At 68.0% G+C, this 13,437-nt stretch carries 12 protein-coding genes and 1 tRNA gene; 9 read left to right on the top strand and 4 right to left on the bottom strand.

Features of this window, described 5'->3' with window-relative positions; genetic code table 11:
• Positions 1-5: 5 nt before the first annotated feature.
• Positions 6-1,019 (bottom strand): Bug family tripartite tricarboxylate transporter substrate binding protein, encoded by a 1,014-nt coding sequence (locus tag K309_RS0105260; protein ID WP_029045436.1) that lies wholly within the window; start codon positions 1,017-1,019, stop codon positions 6-8.
• 90 nt (positions 1,020-1,109) lie between these two features.
• On the opposite strand from K309_RS0105260, the gene K309_RS36020 reads away from it, so the two are divergent.
• From K309_RS36020 to trmB, 3 genes are all read left to right on the top strand, one after another.
• On the top strand, positions 1,110-2,147 hold the full coding sequence (locus K309_RS36020; protein ID WP_156914308.1) for a LysR family transcriptional regulator: 1,038 nt from the start codon (positions 1,110-1,112) through the stop codon (positions 2,145-2,147).
• Positions 2,148-2,210: 63 nt separating this feature from the next.
• A tRNA-Gly gene (locus K309_RS0105250) sits at positions 2,211-2,285 on the top strand.
• A 75-nt stretch (positions 2,286-2,360) separates the two neighbouring features.
• Complete coding sequence (gene trmB, locus K309_RS0105245; protein WP_029045435.1) at positions 2,361-3,149, top strand: tRNA (guanosine(46)-N7)-methyltransferase TrmB; 789 nt, start codon at positions 2,361-2,363, stop codon at positions 3,147-3,149.
• Positions 3,150-3,219: 70 nt separating this feature from the next.
• Here trmB and K309_RS0105240 read toward each other — a convergent pair whose 3' ends face one another.
• From K309_RS0105240 to K309_RS0105230, 3 genes are all read right to left on the bottom strand, one after another.
• Positions 3,220-4,101, bottom strand: a complete 882-nt coding sequence (locus K309_RS0105240) for an undecaprenyl-diphosphate phosphatase (protein WP_029045434.1) — start codon at positions 4,099-4,101, stop codon at positions 3,220-3,222.
• Positions 4,102-4,189: 88 nt separating this feature from the next.
• Entirely contained in the window at positions 4,190-4,750 is a 561-nt protein-coding gene (locus tag K309_RS0105235; protein ID WP_029045433.1) for a DUF1439 domain-containing protein, read from the bottom strand.
• A gap of 52 nt (positions 4,751-4,802) precedes the next feature.
• Positions 4,803-5,108 (bottom strand): hypothetical protein, encoded by a 306-nt coding sequence (locus tag K309_RS0105230; RefSeq protein WP_029045432.1) that lies wholly within the window; start codon positions 5,106-5,108, stop codon positions 4,803-4,805.
• 310 nt (positions 5,109-5,418) lie between these two features.
• Here K309_RS0105230 and K309_RS36015 point away from each other — a divergent pair, with 310 nt between their 5' ends.
• The 6 genes from K309_RS36015 to K309_RS0105200 all read left to right on the top strand — a co-directional run bounded on the left by K309_RS36015 (position 5,419) and on the right by K309_RS0105200 (position 13,356).
• Entirely contained in the window at positions 5,419-6,246 is an 828-nt protein-coding gene (locus K309_RS36015; RefSeq protein ID WP_084402362.1) for a TetR/AcrR family transcriptional regulator, read from the top strand.
• Entirely contained in the window at positions 6,243-7,355 is a 1,113-nt protein-coding gene (locus tag K309_RS0105220; protein WP_029045431.1) for an efflux RND transporter periplasmic adaptor subunit, read from the top strand. Before K309_RS36015 ends, K309_RS0105220 begins: the two co-directional genes overlap by 4 nt.
• Before the next feature lie 44 nt (positions 7,356-7,399).
• The gene (locus K309_RS0105215; RefSeq protein WP_029045430.1) at positions 7,400-10,636 is read left to right on the top strand and encodes an efflux RND transporter permease subunit; all 3,237 of its coding nucleotides are present in this window, start codon (positions 7,400-7,402) and stop codon (positions 10,634-10,636) included.
• A 114-nt stretch (positions 10,637-10,750) separates the two neighbouring features.
• Positions 10,751-11,404: a protein-L-isoaspartate O-methyltransferase family protein gene (locus tag K309_RS0105210; RefSeq protein WP_029045429.1), complete on the top strand. Its 654-nt coding sequence runs from the start codon at positions 10,751-10,753 to the stop codon at positions 11,402-11,404.
• 13 nt (positions 11,405-11,417) lie between these two features.
• Positions 11,418-11,741, top strand: a complete 324-nt coding sequence (locus K309_RS0105205; protein ID WP_029045428.1) for a rhodanese-like domain-containing protein — start codon at positions 11,418-11,420, stop codon at positions 11,739-11,741.
• A 112-nt stretch (positions 11,742-11,853) separates the two neighbouring features.
• The gene (locus K309_RS0105200; RefSeq protein WP_029045427.1) at positions 11,854-13,356 is read left to right on the top strand and encodes a TolC family outer membrane protein; all 1,503 of its coding nucleotides are present in this window, start codon (positions 11,854-11,856) and stop codon (positions 13,354-13,356) included.
• The last annotated feature ends 81 nt before the right edge of the window (positions 13,357-13,437 follow it).

The raw sequence follows: 13,437 nt of genomic DNA, 5'->3' as shown, positions 1-13,437 counted from the left end.
GGGCCTTATTCGATGGTGATGCGGTTCTTGTCGATGACGCGGCGCATGCGCGCGGTCTCGTCGGCGACCACCCGCGAGAACGCCTCGGACGTCGGCGTCGGCGCGAGCGCCGCGCCCATCTCGGTGTAGAGCCGGCGCAGGCCGGGATCGGCCAGCGCCTTCAGGATCGCGGCGTGCAAGTGCGCCACGATCGGCGCCGGCAGGTTGGGCGGCGCCCACACGCCGCTCCATGCATCGAGGTCGAGGTCCTTGCGCCCGAGCGCCTCGTTCAGCGTCGGCACCTGCGGCAGCACGGCGGCGCGGCTGGCCGACGTCACCGCCAGCGCGCGGACCTTGCCGGCGGCAAGCTGCGGCAGCGCCGTCGTCGCCACGGGGAAGCCGAACTGCGTATCCCCTTTCAGCAGCGACGGCACGATCTCCACCGAGCCCTTGTATGGCACGTGCACCACGTCGAGCCCCGCGGCCGCGGCGAACGCCGCGCCCGACACATGCGCCGCCGAACCGATCCCGCCGGAAGCGTAGTTCAGCGCGCCGGGCGCCCGCCGGGCCGCCGCGACGAGGTCAGCCACGGTCCGATACGGCGAGCCGGCGCTGACCACCAGCACCGCCGGGCTGACGCCGACGCGGATGATGTGGGTGAATGCCAAGGGATCGAATTTCGCACCCGGCTGCAACAGCTTTTGCGTGACGTGGGTGGAAGCACCGAGCATCAGCGTATAGCCATCGGCGGGCTGCTGCGCGAGGAACTCGGCGGCAAGGATGCCGCCCGCCCCAACCTTGTTTTCGACCACGACCGGCTGGCCGAGCTGCTGCGCCAGCACCTCGGCCAGCTTGCGGGTCTGGATGTCTGGCCCGCCGCCGGCGGCGTACGGCACGACCAGCCGGATCGGCCGGCTGGGGTACGGCTGCGCGGCACGGCTCGCGCCGGGCAGGCCCAGCGCGCCGGCTGCCGGCAAGGCCAGCATCGACTTCAGCAGCAGGCGGCGCATGGGGATACGCCCGCCGGGGTTGGTTTGCATCGCAGGTCTCCTCACTGGTTTGACCCGATTGTCCGGCCCGGCATCATTCGAAACAATTATCCAGTTTTGATGGAGTCATCACGATTCGTTATGAGCAAAGCGCCTTCCGTACCCGCGTCGCCAAATCGCATCGACCGGCTGCGCATCCGGCACCTGCGGCTGCTCGACCTCGTCGCCCGCAGCGGCTCGCTGACCGCGGCAGGCGAGGCCTTGCACATCAGCCAGCCCGCCGTCACCAAGATGCTGCAGGAGCTGGAGCAGGCCTTCGGCTGCCGGCTGGTCGAACGCACCACGCGCGGCGGACGCCTGACGGCGGCTGGCGAACGCGCACTGGAGCGGCTGCGTGTCGTCCTGGGCGCGATCGATGCCGCGGGCGAGGCGCTGCAGGCCAACCCTGAAGTGCCGCTGGTGCGGTTGGGCATGCTGCCGCTGGTGGGCGTCGAGGTCCTGCCGAAAGTGGTCGCGCTGCTGCGCAGCCAGGGCACGCTCCCACGGCTGGCCGTGCGCGAACATACCGTGGGCGGCCTGACCGCGCTGCTCGGCAACGGCGAACTCGATTGCGTGATCGGGCGGCTGCAAAAGGAAGACGCCGACCAGTTGAGCGCGGGGCTACGCATCACGCCGTTGCGCGACGAATACCTGGCAGTCGCCTGCGCGCCCGGGCACGTGCTGGCGCGGCGCCGCGATGTCACACTGGCCGACCTGCACGCCGGACCGTGGATCCTGCCGCCGCGCGGCACCCACACTCGTGACGTGTTCGAGCAGCCCTTCCTCAATGGCGGGCAACTTCCGCCGACGCCGCATATCGAATCGGCGTCCTTCCACAGCAACCTGGCGATGACGGCCGCCGGCGGCTTTCTTACCGTCGCGCCGGCAAGCGCGCTTGTCCCCTACGCAGCGATGTCGATGGTGCAGGAAGTGCGGCTGCGCACGCCCTTTGCCTCGGGACGCATGGTCTTCATCACCCCGGCGGGCACCGAGAACCCGCCAGCAGTGGCCGCGCTGAGGCAGGCATTGGAGAGGGTCGCCGGTGCGGAACCCGCCCCGCCGGCTGGCAAGCCGGCGCAACGTGCCGGCCGCGCACGCCAGACACCGCCCAAGGCGGGAGTGGCACAAAAGACACCCTGACACCAGTCAGGGATGCCGCCCGGCTTGCGCTCCCTTGCCGATCCCGCATAGAATCACGGCTCCGCGGGCGTCGTATAATGGCTATTACCTTAGCTTCCCAAGCTAAAGACGTGGGTTCGATTCCCATCGCCCGCTCCACCTCAAGTCGAGACAAGCCGCCTTTGCCACCGTTAACACTGTTACGGTGATCTGCCCGGCGGCTTTTTTGTTGCCATGCTTCCCCAAGACCCCAGCACCGGACCGACGCCGGCCGATGACGCCGCGCCGGTGGACAACGCCCAGCAGCCGTCCGCCCCCTCCCCTGCCGATCCCGAAGGCGTCGCGCATCCGCGCCGTATCCGCTCGTTCGTGCGCCGTGCCGGGCGGACGTCGACCGGGCAGCAGCGTGCCATCGACGAAGTCGGCCCGCGCATGCTGGTGCCGTACGCCCCGCAGCCGCTGGACTGGGAAGCCACGTTCGGCCGCAAAGCGCCGTCGATCCTGGAGATCGGCTTCGGCATGGGCGAGACCACCGCGCATATCGCCGGCTTGCGGCCGCAGGACAATTTCCTGGGCTGCGAGGTGCATGAGCCCGGCGTCGGCGCCCTGCTCAAGCTGATCGACGAGCGCGGCCTGGACAATGTCCGCATCCTGCAGCACGACGCGGTCGAGGTCATCGCCCATATGCTGACCGACGACAGCCTGGACGGCGTGCATATCTATTTCCCGGATCCGTGGCACAAGAAGCGCCACAACAAGCGCCGGCTGGTGCAGCCGCCGCTGGTGAAGCTGCTGGCGGCGCGGCTGAAGCCGGGTGGCTATATCCATTGCGCGACCGACTGGGACGAGTACGCGCACCAGATGGTCGAAGTGCTGGCGGGGGAGCCGCTGCTGGAAAACACCTCCGGCGCGCCGGGCGGCTTTGCCGAGCGGCCGGACTACCGGCCGGTGACCAAGTTCGAGCGGCGCGGCGTGCGGCTCGGGCATGGGGTGTGGGACGTGGTGTTCCGCAAGCGAGCCTGAACGCAGCGGCAAGCGCAAACAAAAAAGCGTGGCAAGTGCCACGCTTTTTTGTTGTCCGGATGTCCCCCGCTTATGCGTGCCAGGACACCAGGCCGGAATAAGCCGTGAACAACACCACGATGCCGAACGCAATGCGATACCACGCAAACGGCTTGAAATCGTGCGTGGCGACAAAACGCAGCAGCCAGCGCACGCACAGGAACGCGGACAGGAAGGCGAACACGAAGCCGACTGCGAAGATGCCGAGGTCGTCGGCGTTCAGCAGCGCACGCGCCTTGTACAGTTCATAGACCGTCGCACCGAAGATCACCGGGATCGCCAGGAAGAACGAGAACTCGGTCGCCACCTTGCGCGACAGCCCGAACAGCATGCCGCCGATAATGGTGGCGCCCGAGCGCGAGGTGCCCGGCACCAGCGCAAAGCACTGCGCCACACCCACCTTGAGGGCATCGCCCCAGGTCAGGTCGTCGACCGATTCGATGCGCGGCGCGCCCGCCTTGGCCGCTTCCAGCAGCGCATTGCCCTGCGGATGCGAGACCGTGCCGCGGCGCGCGTCACGCCATTCGGCCAGCAGGATCACCACGCCGCCGACGATAAAGGCCAGCGCCACCGAGATCGGGTTGAACAGGTGGGCCTTGATCCATTTGCCGAAGATAAAGGCCAGGATGATCGCCGGCGCGGAAGCGATCACGACATTGATGGCAAAGCGCTGCGCCTTCGGCTCCGAACCCAGGCCGCGCACCACGCTGCCGATGCGTGCACGGAATTCCCAGCAGACTGCCAGGATGGCGCCGAACTGGATCACGATCTCGAAGATCTTGCCCTTTTCGTCGTTGAAGTCGAGCAGTTGGCCCGCCAGGATCAGGTGGCCGGTACTCGAGATGGGAAGGAACTCGGTCAGTCCTTCGACAATGCCGAGGATCACGGCTTTCAGGGCAAGTGCGATGTCCATGCGGAACGGAGAAACGTTGTCATCGGCGTTGCCCGGCAATGCGCCGGACCGCCTGGTTTGTTGTTCGAGCCCCGATACGCTGGGGCGATCAGGGGCGGTTGACCTTGACGTTGATGCCGTCAGGCAAAACGGTGATTGTACCGGGCTCGACTTGCGTGCCGGCAACCCGCAGCTGGTCGTCCCGGAACGTATAGAGCGGATAGTCCTGCAGCAACTGCTCGGCCAGGATGCCGCCCAGCGCATTGAGCTGGCGCGAGAACTGCGCCGGCATGCCCTGCACGTCGAAACGCTGCACTTCAGGATCCTGCAGCACCACCGAGCGCGTCGGCGCGTCATAGCGCAGCCCGCTGTCCAGCGCGAAGCGCCCCGTCAGCGCATGGCGGAAAAACAGCTTGTTGTCGATGGCGGCATCGAATTGCACGTTGACGCGGTTGCGCGCCGGGTCAAGCGTCAGCTGCGGATTGGTGAGCTGGATATCGAACAGCTCCATATAGCGCTTGTTGAACGGGAACTTGCGCTCCAGCGCGGCCTGCAGCTGGCTTTGCGAGAACGTGTACTCGTTGCGGAACGCGCCGCAGGCGGCGAGGCCGGCGGCCAGCGCGGCCGCGCCGGCGACGGCCAGCCAGCGCCGTCGGGAAGTCCGGATCATGTTGCCTCCGAGTTCAGGAGTTGGAACGGACGCGCCGGCACGGTTGCCGATGTCACCCGCGCGAGCCGGGCCGTGCAGGCGTGGCCTGCGGCGCGGTCAGGATTTCGAGTCGGGTCAGCCAGTGCAGCGCGGCTTCGCGCGAGTCGCCGCACATTTCCGCCGAGGGCTTCAGGCCGGCGCAGAACGCCGGCCGGTCAGGGCGGCCGAATACCGCGCAGCGCATGTCGGGCAGCAGCTGCGCGCACGGCACGCCCGCGGGCTTGCCCTCAGGCATGCCCGGCAGGGCCGAGGCAATCGACGGGGCAATGCAACAGGCGCCGCAGCCAGCGCGGCAGGAAAGGTGTGACCGGCAACTCATCGCGTGGTTCAGGGAGGCCGCTGGGTTGCCATGGCAGGCAAGGCGGCTGACAACAAGACGCCATTGTGCCCGAAGGGCCGCCATCCTCCTGTAAGAAAAGGAAAGCGCCGCGCGCGCGATCGCACTGGCCTGTCCCGTAAGGGCGCCATACGCGCCCCTGGCATCACATGTCTCGGATTCGCCTCCGTGTGTACCCTAGCCTGCCCCGGCCGCACTTGACCCTCATGTGGCGCTACCCTACATTACTGACCCACAAGTTATTAACATTCCGCCCTGCTCCACCGTGACCTGCAGTCCCCGCAAGACACCGATGAAAACACCCGCCGAACCGCACAAGGAGGCCGATGCGCCGCGCTGGAGCCGGCGCAAGGCAGCGCGCCCGCAGGAGCTGGTGGCGGCGGCGCTCGACCTGTTCGTGGAGCGCGGCTACGCGGCCACGCGCCTGGAAGACGTGGCGGCGGCCGCGGGCGTGTCCAAGGGCACGGTCTACCTGTACTTCGCCAACAAGGAAGAGCTGTTCAAGTCCGTGGTGCGCGCAAACCTGGTCCCGGCGCTGTCGCGCGGCACCGAGCTGGTCGACCGCTACGAGGGCAGCACGCCGGAACTGCTGCGCGAACTGCTGCGCGGCTGGTGGGGCCTGATCGGCGCCACGCCGGTGGCGGGGCTGACCAAGCTGATCATGGCCGAGTCGGCCAACTTTCCAGACATCGCCCGCTTCTATAACGAAGAGGTGGTGGTGCCTGGCGACGAGCTGTTTGCCAGGGTGCTGGCGCGCGGCGCGACGCGCGGCGAATTCCGCCCGATGCCGGCCAACCCCACCACCACGCTGATCTGCGCCCCGCTGATGTTCCTGATGTTGTGGCAGCGCTCACTGCGTGCCACCTCTGGAAAAGACCTCGACCCCGAGGTCTTCCTTGACCAACTGCTCGACACACTGCTGTTCGGCCTGACCACCGGCGAGGCGCGCGAGCGCCCCCTGCCGCCGCAGCAAGGCCCCTACATATGGGAGCGCATCCGCGACGAGATGCTGGCGCAAGGCGCCGGGGATGCCGATGGCGGTGCGGACGGCGGTGCGGACGGCGGTGCGGACGGCGATGCCGCCAACGACCCGGGCGCGCGCCCGGGAAAGCCAGCATGAAACGAAAGACCCTGCTGATCGCCGTGGCCTGCGCCATCGCGGTGCTGAGCGCCGTGGCCGCCGTGCGCAAGGCCGGCAGCGCGCGCCAGCCGCAACCGCCAGCACAGGCCGCCGCGAACGTAGTGGAGTTTTTGCAGACCGACCTCGTCAGCGTGGGCCGCCAGGACCTGCAGGTCTCGCTGCCGCTGTCGGGCAGCCTGCGCGCGCTGAACCAGGCGTCGGTCAAGGCCAAGGTCTCGGGTGAAGTGCAGCAGGTGCTGGTGCGCGAAGGCGAGCCGGTGCGCGCCGGCCAGGTGATCGCGCGCATCGACCCGACCGAATACGAGGCCAGGGTGGCGCAGGCCCGCGGCCAGATGCTGGCCATGGAGGGTCAGTTCCAGAACTCGCGCCAGACCTGGGAGCGCAACCGCGAGCTGGTCGGCAAGGGCTTTATCTCGAAGACCGCGTTCGACAAATTCCAGTCCGACCTGGACGTGGCCCGCGCCAACCTCGATGCCGCCCAGGGCGGCCTGGCGGTGGCGCGGAAGGCGCTGGCCGACACCGTGGTCAAGGCTCCGCTCGACGGCATGGTCGCCGCGCGTGCGGTGCAGCCGGGCGAGAAGGTGTCGCCCGATACGCGCCTGGTCGACGTGGTCGACCTGCGCGTGCTGGAACTGGAGGCGCCGGTGCCGATGGCCGACGTGGCGCGCGCCAGCGTCGGCCAGGCGGTCGAGCTCGACGTGGAAGGCGCCGGGCGCTTTACCGGCAAGCTGGTGCGGATCAACCCGGCCGTCATGCAGGGCACGCGCAGCATCATGGTCTATGTCCGCGTGGAGAACCGCGACACCAGGCTGCGCGCCGGCATGTTCGCGCGTGGCGCACTGGTGCTGGGCCAGCGGTCGGGCGTGGTGGCCGTGCCCGCCTCGGCGGTGCGCAGGGAAGGCGAGCGTGCCTTCGTCTACGCCATCGACAAGGACGTGCTGGCCGAGCGCCCGGTGCAGCTGGGCGTGCGCGACGAGAGCAGCGGGCTGGTGGAGATCGTCTCCGGTCTCGATGCCGGCACCGAGATCGTGCGCACCAACCTCGGCACGCTGCGCAGCGGCAGCCAGGTGCGGCGCGTGAAGGCTTGACGACGTAACGGCCTGACGTTTAGCCCCGACACGGAACGCGCCCCATGTGGTTCACTCGCCTGTCCATCCGCAACCCGGTACTGGCCACCATGATGATGATGGCCTTCATCGTGGTGGGGCTGTTCTCCTACCAGCGCCTGCCGGTCGACCAGTTCCCCGACATCACCTTCCCGGTGGTCGTGGTGCAGACCGAATACCCGGGCGCCGCGCCGGAATCGGTTGAATCCGACGTCACGCGCAAGGTCGAAGAGATCGTCAACACCATCTCCGGCATCGACGAGATTTTTTCGCACTCGTACCAGGGCACCTCGGTCGTCGTCATCAAGTTTGACCTGAGCGTCGATGTCGGCCAGGCCGCGCAGGACGTGCGCGACAAGATCGCGCTGATCCGGCCGCAGTTCCGCGACGAGGTCAAGGATCCGCGCGTGCTGCGCTATGACCCGTCCGACGCGCCGATCTTCTACCTGTCGGTGTCCAACGCCCCGGGCGCCAGCCGCAGCCAGCGCGAGCTGACCACCATCGCCGACCAGATCGTGCGCAAGCGGCTGGAGACGGTGCGCGGCGTGGGCGCGATCAATCTCGTCGGCGGCACCAGACGCGAGGTCGAGATCCGCATCCGCCCCGCGCAGCTGGAGGCGTTGGGCATCGGCGTCGACCAGGTGATGAACGCGATCCGCAACGAGAACCAGGAGCTGCCCGCGGGCGAGCTGCGCTCGTCGTCCACCGAGACCGTGGTGCAGATCAAGGGCCGCGTGCCCACGCCCGACGCCTTCCGCCAGATCATCGTGGCGCGCCGCGCCGGCCAGCCGGTCACGCTGGGCGAGATCGCCGACGTGCGCGACGGCCAGGAAGAGCAGGAAAGCCTGGCGCTGCTCGACGGCAAACGCGCCCTCTTCCTGTCGGTGGTGAAGGCGCAGGGCCAGAACACCGTCGATACCGTCGACGGCCTGGTGCGCATGACCGACGAGGTCCGCAGGCTGGTGCCCGCCGGCGTGCAGCTCAACGTCGTCAACGACACCGCGCGCGGCATCCGCAGCAGCGTGAAGGAGGTGCGCTCCACGTTGCTGGAAGGCGCGTTCCTGACTGTGGCGATCGTGTTCCTGTTCCTCGGCTCGTGGCGCAGCACGGTGATTACCGGCCTGACGCTGCCGATCGCGCTGATCGGCACCTTCGGCGTGATGTATATGTGCGGCTTCACGCTCAACGTGATCACGCTGATGGCGCTGTCGCTGTGCGTGGGCCTGCTGATCGACGATGCCATCGTGGTGCGCGAGAACATCGTGCGCCACAACCTGATGGGCAAGGACCACCGCAGCGCGGCGCTGGACGGCACCAACGAGATCGGGCTGGCGGTGCTGGCCACCACCTTCTCGATCGTCGCGGTGTTCCTGCCGGTGGGCTTCATGGGCGGGATCATCGGGCGCTTCTTCCACCAGTTCGGCATTACGGTGGTGGCGGCGGTGCTGATCTCGATGTTCGTGTCGTTCACGCTGGACCCGATGCTGTCGTCGGTCTGGCAAGACCCCGACCTGCACGGGACCGGCAACAAGAAGAGCTGGTATGGCCGCACCATCGGCCGGATGCTCGACTGGTTCTCGGCCCGCATGGACCGCCTCGGCAACGGCTACGCCGCGATGCTCGGCTGGGCGCTGAAGCACCGGCTGGCGACCGCGATCATCGCGGCGGTGACGTTCTTCGGCAGTTTTGCACTGGTGCCGCTGATCGGCACGGAATTCGTGCCCAATGCCGACCTGGGCGAGACACAGGTCGGTTTCACCACGCCGGTAGGCACATCGCTCGAAGTCACCGAGGCCAAGGTGCGGCAGGTGGAAGCCGCGCTGAAGTCATTCCCGGAAGTCGCCTACACCTATGCCACCATCAACTCGGGCAACGCCTCGGGGCGCAACAACGCGCTGGTTTCGGTGCGGCTGACCGAGCGGCGCGCGCGCAAGCTCTCGACCGCGCAGCTCAACCCGCTGATCCGCGAGCGGCTCGCGGGCATTGCGGGCATCACGCTGACGATGGTCGGCATGCCCGATGGCGCCGGCGGCCAGAAGGCGATCCAGGTTTCGATCCAGGGCGACGACCTCAGCGAGCTGCGCCGGCTGTCGCAGGAAGCCGGCAAGCGCATGCGCGCAATCCCCGGCCTGGCCGACCTCGACTCCAGCATGAAGGACGACCGCCCCACCATCGAGATCCGCATCCGCCGCGAGCTGGCCTCTGACCTGGGCATGGGCGTGGCGCAGATCGGCAATGCGCTGCGCCCGCTGCTGGCGGGGGACGCGATCAGCTCCTGGCGCGCGCCCGATGACGAGAACTACGACGTGCGCGTGCGCCTGCCAAAAGATGCGCGCACCGGCATGGCCGACCTGAGCGCGCTGATGATCGCCAGCAGCCAGGCCAACGCCGACGGCTCGCCAAAGATGGTACCGCTGCGCCAGATCGCCGAGCTGGTGCCGACCACCGGCGCCAACCAGATCAGCCGGCGCGACCTGAACCGCGAGGTCGAGCTGACCGCCAACGTGGCCGGGCGCTCCGCCGGCGAAGTGGCGCGCGACGTCAAGGCCACGCTGGACGGCATGAACTGGCCGGCTGGGTACAAGTACCGTTTCGGCGGCTCGACCAAGTCGATGAACGAGTCCTTCGGCTACGCCGTGTCGGCGCTGGCGCTGGCGGTGATCTTCATCTACATGATCCTGGCCTCTCAGTTCGCCAGCTTCTTCCAGCCGATCGCGATCATGAGCTCGCTGCCGCTGACGCTCGTGGGGGTGTTCGCTGCGCTGCTGCTGTTCCGCTCGACGCTGAACATGTTCTCGATCATCAGCTTCATCATGCTGATGGGGCTGGTGACGAAGAATGCGATCCTGCTGGTGGACTTTGCCAACCAGGCGCGGCAAGGGCATGTGGATGGCGCCGATGGCCGCCAGCCGTTGTCGCGCGAGGCCGCGCTGGTCGAAGCCGCGCGCGTGCGCCTGCGTCCGATCCTGATGACCACGCTGGCGATGATCTTCGGTATGGTGCCGCTGGCCTTCAGCCTGGGCGAAGGCGCCGAGCAGCGAGCGCCGATGGGCCAGACGGTGATCGGCGGGATCATTACCTCGTCGATCCTGACGCTGGTGGTGGTGCCTGTGATCTATACGTATCTCGATGATTTTGGCGCGTGGTTGCGCCGGCTGTGGCAAGGCAAGGCGCCCGCGCCCTCACCGACCCACGTCGCGGCCGCCGCCGCACGCCCGGCCACGCAGGAATTGCCGGGGCCCACGGAGGCCAGCGCGGAATGAACCCGACGGCGTCCGCAAGGTTAAAATAGCGGGTTAGACAAGACTGTCCGGCCGTGGGCACCGCGCGGCCGGCGCACAGAACGACAGCGGTTGGCCTTGGTAAGGAATGGCAAGATGGATCTCGAAAAAGCCCGATTCAACATGATCGAACAGCAAATCCGCCCGTGGGACGTGCTGGACCAGGAAATCCTGGACCTGCTGGCGGTGGTCAAGCGGGAGCAGTTCGTCCCGGCCGCGTACGCCTCGCTGGCGTTCGTCGACATGGAGATTCCGCTGCCCGCCGGGCAGAACATGCTGCCGCCGCGGGTCGAAGCGCGCATCCTGCAGGACCTGGCCGTGCGCAAGCATGAGAACGTGCTGGAAATCGGCGCCGGCTCCGGCTACATGGCCGCCCTGCTGGCCAACCGCGCGCGCCACGTGCTGACCGTGGACATCGTGCCCGAGCTGGTCGAATTGGCCCGCACCAACCTGGCCAACGCCGGCGTCACCAACGTCGACGTCGCCGAAGGCAATGCCGCCGACGGCTGGGCCGCCGCGGCGCCGTACGACGTGATCTGCATCTCGGGCTCGCTGCCGGCCTTGCCGCAGTCGATCCTGTCGCAGGTCAAGGTGGGCGGCCGCATCGCGGCCTTCGTAGGCGAACTGCCGGTAATGGAAGCGCGCCTCATCACGCGCGTGTCCGAGACCGAGTACCAGGTCGTCAACCTGTTCGAGACGGCGGTCAAGCCCCTGCAGGGCGCGGCCCGTCCGTCGCAGTTCCAGTTCTGAGGACCGTTCCATCATGCAGGTGATCAAGCCGACCGAACTGGCCCAGTGGATGGCCGATACCAGCCGCGCCAGGCCGGTCCTGCTGGACGTGCGTGAAGGCTGGGAGGTGCAGACCTGCGCCATGCCCGGCATCACCCATATCCCGATGCGCGACATCCCGGCACGCGCCGCCGAACTGGATGAAGACGCCGACATCGTCTGCATCTGCCACCACGGCATGCGCAGCATGCAGGTGGCCGCGTTCCTGGAGCGCCAGGGCTACGCCAAGGTCTACAACCTGACCGGCGGCGTCGACGCCTGGGCCAGCGAGGTGGACCCGGCGATGCCGAAGTACTGAAGCGAGCCGCGGCCGGCCCACGCGGGCCGGCCGCTTTCACTCGCACCGCAAGCAGCATTCCGAAGAAGAAACGACCGTAGCCGCGGCCCGCGCCCGGCAACCTGGAGGTGTCATGACGTTTGCGCCCAACGCCCTGCCCGGAGCGATCCGGACACGCCTGGCGATCGCGGCTACCCTGCTTGCTCCGCTGCTTGCCATGCTGCCCGCGGCACCGGCAGGCGCGGCCGACCTGCTGCAGGTCTATCGCGATGCGCAATCCAATGACGCGCAGTTCGCCAGCGCCCGCTCGCAGTTGCTCGCCACGCGCGAGAAGCTGCCGCAGGGCCGCGCGGGGCTGCTGCCGCAGATTGTCGGCACCGCCGGCGCCAACCGCACCAAGCTCGACCAGACCGCCTCGCTGCCGATCGCCGGCTCGCCCAGCGCTTCGGGCACGCGTTTCTTCAACAACAACAACTGGCAGTTGCAGCTGAGCCAGCCGCTGTTCCGCTGGGACCGCTGGGAAACCTACAAGCAGGGCGAGCTGGCCGCGATGGCGGGCGAAGTCACCTTCCACCAGGCCGAGCTCGACCTGATCACGCGCAGCGCGCAGGCCTACTTCGACGTGCTCGCCGCGCAGGACAACCTGTACCTGGCACGCGCGCAGAAGAAGGCGATCGGCGAGCAGCTGGAGCAGGCCAAGCGCAACTTCGAGGTCGGCACCGCCACCATCGTCGATGCCAACGACGCCCAGGCGCGCTACGACCTGGCCACCTCGACCGAGATCGCCGCGCAGAACGACCTGGAGATCCGGCGCGCCACGCTGCAGCAGATCACCGGCAAGCCGGTCGACGAACTGATGGGCCTGCGCTCCGAGGCGCCCATCCCCGGCCCGCAGCCGCCCGACGTCAACGCCTGGGCCGCGCAGGCCGAGACCAGCAACCCGCAGGTCAACCTGGCCGGCTATAACCTGGAAACCGCGCAGCGCGAGACCAACAAGGCCAAGGCCGGGCATTTGCCGTCGGTCGACCTGGTGGCGTCGTACGGTTTCAACAACCAGACCGGCAGCGCCACGCAGGCGATCTCGACGCACTACAACGCGTCGCAGATCGGCGTGCAGCTGACCATGCCGATTTTCTCCGGCGGCCAGATCCAGTCGCGCGTGCGCGAAACCATCGCGCTGGCCGACAAGGCCGCCAGCGACCTGGAGTTCGCGCGCCGCACGGCCGCGCAGACGGCGCGGCAGACCTACTCCGGCGTCTCCAATGGCCTGGCCCAGGTCAAGGCGCTGGAAGCCGCCGAGCGCTCGGCGCAGAGCGCGGTGGAATCGAACCAGCTGGGTTATGAGGTCGGCGTGCGCATCAATATCGATGTGCTGAACGCCGAAGCGCAGTTGTTTTCCACGCGGCGCGACCTGGCCAAGGCGCGCTATGACACCATCATGAACGGCTTGCGGCTGAAGGCTTCCACGGGGGTGCTGCAGGAAGCGGATGTGGTGCAGATCAATACGCTGCTGACTTCGACGCCGGGGTCGATGTACAAGCTGCCGGTGCCGGGGCAGGCGGGCAAGGCGCCGGCAAAGGCGGCCACCGCGGATCGCCGCGGTGTGCGGCGCGATGGCGGTACGCCGCGCTCCTGAGCCAATTGACACGATGCAAACGGGCCGCGACTGCGGCCCGTTTTCTTTATGCAGTGATGCTGGAGGAAACCTGCCGCACGG

This window comes from Cupriavidus phytohabitans (assembly GCF_000426345.1).
Taxonomy (GTDB): Bacteria; Pseudomonadota; Gammaproteobacteria; order Burkholderiales; family Burkholderiaceae; genus Cupriavidus.
The sequence above is the reverse complement of the archived record's forward strand: the minus strand, read 5'-3'. Positions and strand labels throughout refer to the sequence as shown.

Coding starts and splice junctions, on each gene's coding strand:
- K309_RS0105205 (WP_029045428.1), top strand. CDS start 11,418: ATGCAGGTGATCAAGCCGACCGAACTGGCCCAGTGGATGGCCGATACC.
- K309_RS36020 (WP_156914308.1), top strand. CDS start 1,110: ATGAGCAAAGCGCCTTCCGTACCCGCGTCGCCAAATCGCATCGACCGG.
- K309_RS0105230 (WP_029045432.1), bottom strand. CDS start 5,108: ATGAGTTGCCGGTCACACCTTTCCTGCCGCGCTGGCTGCGGCGCCTGT.
- K309_RS0105235 (WP_029045433.1), bottom strand. CDS start 4,750: ATGATCCGGACTTCCCGACGGCGCTGGCTGGCCGTCGCCGGCGCGGCC.
- K309_RS0105240 (WP_029045434.1), bottom strand. CDS start 4,101: ATGGACATCGCACTTGCCCTGAAAGCCGTGATCCTCGGCATTGTCGAA.
- K309_RS0105260 (WP_029045436.1), bottom strand. CDS start 1,019: ATGCAAACCAACCCCGGCGGGCGTATCCCCATGCGCCGCCTGCTGCTG.
- trmB (WP_029045435.1), top strand. CDS start 2,361: ATGCTTCCCCAAGACCCCAGCACCGGACCGACGCCGGCCGATGACGCC.
- K309_RS0105215 (WP_029045430.1), top strand. CDS start 7,400: ATGTGGTTCACTCGCCTGTCCATCCGCAACCCGGTACTGGCCACCATG.
- K309_RS0105220 (WP_029045431.1), top strand. CDS start 6,243: ATGAAACGAAAGACCCTGCTGATCGCCGTGGCCTGCGCCATCGCGGTG.
- K309_RS36015 (WP_084402362.1), top strand. CDS start 5,419: ATGAAAACACCCGCCGAACCGCACAAGGAGGCCGATGCGCCGCGCTGG.
- K309_RS0105200 (WP_029045427.1), top strand. CDS start 11,854: ATGACGTTTGCGCCCAACGCCCTGCCCGGAGCGATCCGGACACGCCTG.
- K309_RS0105210 (WP_029045429.1), top strand. CDS start 10,751: ATGGATCTCGAAAAAGCCCGATTCAACATGATCGAACAGCAAATCCGC.